General features: G+C 66.3%; 4 protein-coding genes. 1 reads left to right on the forward strand and 3 read right to left on the reverse strand.

Features of this window, described 5'->3' with window-relative positions; translation table 11 throughout:
* Nucleotides 1-48: 48 nt before the first annotated feature.
* The gene (pheA, locus tag RH857_RS13385; RefSeq protein ID WP_310538476.1) at nucleotides 49-1,023 is read right to left on the reverse strand and encodes a prephenate dehydratase; all 975 of its coding nucleotides are present in this window, start codon (nucleotides 1,021-1,023) and stop codon (nucleotides 49-51) included.
* Nucleotides 1,024-1,046: 23 nt separating this feature from the next.
* Nucleotides 1,047-1,376 (reverse strand): rhodanese-like domain-containing protein, encoded by a 330-nt coding sequence (locus tag RH857_RS13390; RefSeq protein ID WP_310538473.1) that lies wholly within the window; start codon nucleotides 1,374-1,376, stop codon nucleotides 1,047-1,049.
* 120 nt (nucleotides 1,377-1,496) lie between these two features.
* Between RH857_RS13390 and RH857_RS13395 the strand changes: the two genes are divergently transcribed.
* Nucleotides 1,497-3,020: an amidase gene (locus tag RH857_RS13395; RefSeq protein WP_310538474.1), complete on the forward strand. Its 1,524-nt coding sequence runs from the start codon at nucleotides 1,497-1,499 to the stop codon at nucleotides 3,018-3,020.
* A gap of 371 nt (nucleotides 3,021-3,391) precedes the next feature.
* Here the strand turns inward: RH857_RS13395 and RH857_RS13400 are convergent, their stop codons facing one another.
* Entirely contained in the window at nucleotides 3,392-3,559 is a 168-nt protein-coding gene (locus RH857_RS13400) for a hypothetical protein (RefSeq protein WP_310538475.1), read from the reverse strand.
* Nucleotides 3,560-3,652 lie beyond the last annotated feature (93 nt).

A 3,652-nucleotide genomic window follows, 5' to 3' on the forward strand; every position in this document is an offset into this window, starting at 1 on the left:
AGGCGCTGTGCCCTCAGACCGTGTTCACAACCTCACGGGGAAGTACATCTAGGCGCGGGTCTGGCCGCGCAGCTGGGAGATCCAGGCGTGGGCGGCCGAGAAGGCCTCGTCATTGACCTCGTGGAGAACGACCTGGGGCTTCTGATCTGCCCGGGGGTAGGAGCCGAGGAACCGAATCTGCGGCGAAAGCCTGTGGATGCCGGCGAGCGCGTCCGCGACTCGTGCCTCGGCAATGTGCCCCTCCAGATCAATGGAGAAGAAGTACTGCCCCAGTCCATCACCCGTGGGCCGCGACTCGATACGGCACAGGTTCACTCCCCGGGTGGAGAAGTGCTCGAGGATCTCCATCAGTGCGCCCGGGCGATCCTGTGGCAGCGGGATCATGATCGTGGTCTTGTCCGCCCCGGTCATCGACGGCACCGGTCCGGGCTTAGTGACCATGACGAAGCGGGTCACCGCCCCGGGGATGTCCTCGATGCCCGAGGCGAGGACATGCAGTCCCAGCTGCTGCGCGACCAGAGGCGCGCAGATGGCAGCATCGGCTACCGGCACCTCTGAGAGCAGCCCGTGGGCTGCCGCAGCGGTCGACGACGCCGGGACAAACTCCGCCCGCGGCGTGGTCACCTCAGCCCACTTCCGGACCTGGGCCCACGCGTGGGAGTGGGTGGCGATGGAGGTGATCCCCTCAACCGGCATCGGTTCGCGGGAGACCAGGACAAAGCTGATGGGCACCAGCGCCTCAGCCACGATATGCAGGTTATGCGCCACCGAGACGGCGTCGAGGGTGGCCGTGACCCCGCCTTCGACGGAGTTCTCAATGGGCACCATGGCGCCGTGGACCTCGCCGTCTTCCACCATGCCCAGAGCCGAGAGCACGCTCGCCGCGGGGATCCGCTCGGCCGCTTCGGCACCGGGCATCTGCAGCAGAGCCGCTTCGGTGAAAGTGCCCGCGGGTCCCAGGAAGGAATAGCGGGGAACCTCAAGGTTCTCCGCGGAGAGGCCGGCGTCGTCGTCGGTACCCACGTACACACGCGGGGAATCAGTGCTCACAGAACTCGCGGCTCCTCGTCGCCTTCAGCGGTCAGGGGGCGGCCGGATTCGACCCAGGCGTCATAGCCGCCGCCAACAAAGATGGCGGAGTACCCCTGCTGATCCAGCCACTGGGTGATCTGGATGCTGCGGCCTCCGGTGCGGCAGATGACGTAGTAGTCCTCGTCGGGGTCCAGCTCGTCCTGGAACCGGGCGGGGATCTCATCCACCGGGATGTGCATCGCTGCCGGTGCGTGGCCGGCCTGGAACTCGTAAGCCTCGCGGACATCCAACAGCACGGCCCCTTCGGGCACGTCAGGGGCGGGGACAGTCTCCGGCACGGTCATCTCCTTACTTGCTCGCCAACGATTGAAGGGTATCGCTTCTGACAATTCATTGCGCATAGGGTGGCAGAAGACCAGTGCCGATGCCGATCGGCCACGGGATGAGACGGAAGTGAGCGCATAATGGAGCCTGCCGATCGCACCACCGACCTCTCGCTTGCCGATTTTCGCGCCGCGACGGCAGCACAGTGGCGGCGCGCAGTCCTTGCGCGGGACGTCTCCTGTGTGGAGCTGACGACGACGGCGCTCACCGCAGCCGCTACGATGTCCGGCCTGGGCGCGTTCCTGCACCTGGACCCTGAATTCGCTCTGGCGCGGGCGGCGCAGACCGATGCCACTCTGGACCTGCTGGGACGCAGCGAGGATCGGGGCCTGACCGAGCTCTCGGCGACGCATCCGCTGCTGGGACTGCCGACTGCATTCAAGGATCTCGTGCCCGTGGCCGGCCTGCCGCTCACCATGGGAACGGCCGCGCTGCCTCCTCAGGTTCCCGCTCGCGACCACCCGTTGGCCCGGCGGGTCCATCGGGCCGGAGCCATCAGTGTCGGCAAGACCCAAGTCCCCGAGTTCGGTCTCCCCTGTTATTCGGAGAACCGCATCGGTGCGCCCGCCCGCAATCCCCTGAGCCTGACCCGCACGGCCGGTGGCTCTACCGGCGGGGGCGCGGCTGCGGTGGCGGCGGGGATCCTGCCCTTTGCCCCTGGCAGTGATGGTGGAGGCTCCATCCGCATCCCGGCCGCGGCCTGCGGGCTAGTGGGGCTGAAACCCGGCAGGGGGCGCATGTCCGACGACGACGCCGGCACCGGAGTTCGCAGTCTCATGACCTCCGGTCCACTGGCCACCACCGCTGAAGATGCTGCCCTGCTGTTCGATGTGATGGCCGGTCACCGGTTCACGGTTTCCTCCGATGCTGTCGCTGGCTCCCGTTCGCGAGGTTCCCGGCGGAAGGAGTTCCCCCTGGCGGAGGGTCCCGCCATGCGGACAGTGCGCAGGGCTCTCTCGGAGGGGCTGCCACCGCTGCGAGTAGGGGTCACCACTGAGTCGCCCTTCTCACCGGACGTGGAGATCACGCTGGAAGAACCGGCGTTGGCGGCGCTGGAAGCCGGAATCGCCGCAGTCTCCGAGTCCGGGCATGTGGTCCAAGGGACCGATCACTGCACCGGCGCCGACCGTTTCTGGCCGGAGGGCTATCACCGCCGGTTCCAGACTCTGTGGACTTCGCGCCTGGCGGAAAGTGAGTTCACTGAGGAACAGGTCACCCAGCTGGAGCCCCTGACGCGCTACTTCCTTGACCTGGCCGGATCCCGGCCGCAGGAGAAGACGCAGGAGGCCATCACGTCACTGCAGGAGTTCTCCGACAACGTCGAGGAGATCTTCGGTCCGTGGGACGTGATCATGACGCCGATGCTGGCCTTCCGGCCTCCCGAGATCGGGTGGTTCGCCGCCCTGCCTCCCGAGGAGAACTACGTGCAGCAGTGCCGGTTCACGCCCTACAGTTCAGTAGTTAACGTGCTGGGACTGCCGGCCATCAATGTGCCGGTCCACACGGACGCGGAATCCATGAGCTGGTCAGTGCAGCTGATCGGCAAACACGGTAGCGAGGAGCAGCTGCTGGCCCTGGCGGCCACGATGATGTCTGCTCAGTAGCTGGAAGTGAGAACCTCACCCGGCGACAGCATGCTCCCGCCGCGCGCGCATGGTGATCATCACCGAGGCTCGGTGTGTCCTCGCCGAGACCCTCGGGATCTCGTGTCAGGAGAATGCGCTCTTCCTCCTGCTGCAAGATGAAGCCGAGCCCTGCCTGCAGTGAGCTCCACGAACCCCTCCAACCCCGCTGCGGACAGCCCGAACGCATCGTCCTGAGCGGAAGGATTCGGCACGGACAGCATGCTGGGCGGGCTCAGGGCCCCTAGCACCTCTCCCTCCTTGGGCCCCGCGGGCTCTCTCCGTATGATGCGGCGGTCCACCAGGTGGTGACAGCAGCCGCCCGCGGCGTGGGTGGAGGCTCGCATCTCAAATCACTCCTGATCCTCAGGCTGATACGCGAAGAGCGGGTCATTGTGGGCGACGGCACGCTCCCAGAGAGAAGGAGTATGGGGATCGTTGGTGAACGTAGCAGTGAGCACCCGCCCGTCGGCGTCGTTCTCCTGCAGCCCCATGCCCTCGTAACGAGACTCCCCGTTCATGACTTCGGTGAAACGTCCCAAGAGCCCCTGGCCAGTCTTTGAAGTGGGCCCCAGAAGTTGGACTAAGTAAATAAGAGTCTAGGCCGCGAGGGT

The organism is Nesterenkonia flava, from assembly GCF_031432335.1.
In the GTDB taxonomy this organism is placed as follows: Bacteria; Actinomycetota; Actinomycetes; order Actinomycetales; family Micrococcaceae; genus Nesterenkonia; species Nesterenkonia flava.

Bases quoted from the DNA above. Each gene is read 5' to 3' on its own strand.
- RH857_RS13400 (WP_310538475.1), bottom strand. From the start codon at position 3,559: ATGAACGGGGAGTCTCGTTACGAGGGCATGGGGCTGCAGGAGAACGAC.
- RH857_RS13395 (WP_310538474.1), top strand. From the start codon at position 1,497: ATGGAGCCTGCCGATCGCACCACCGACCTCTCGCTTGCCGATTTTCGC.
- RH857_RS13390 (WP_310538473.1), bottom strand. From the start codon at position 1,376: ATGACCGTGCCGGAGACTGTCCCCGCCCCTGACGTGCCCGAAGGGGCC.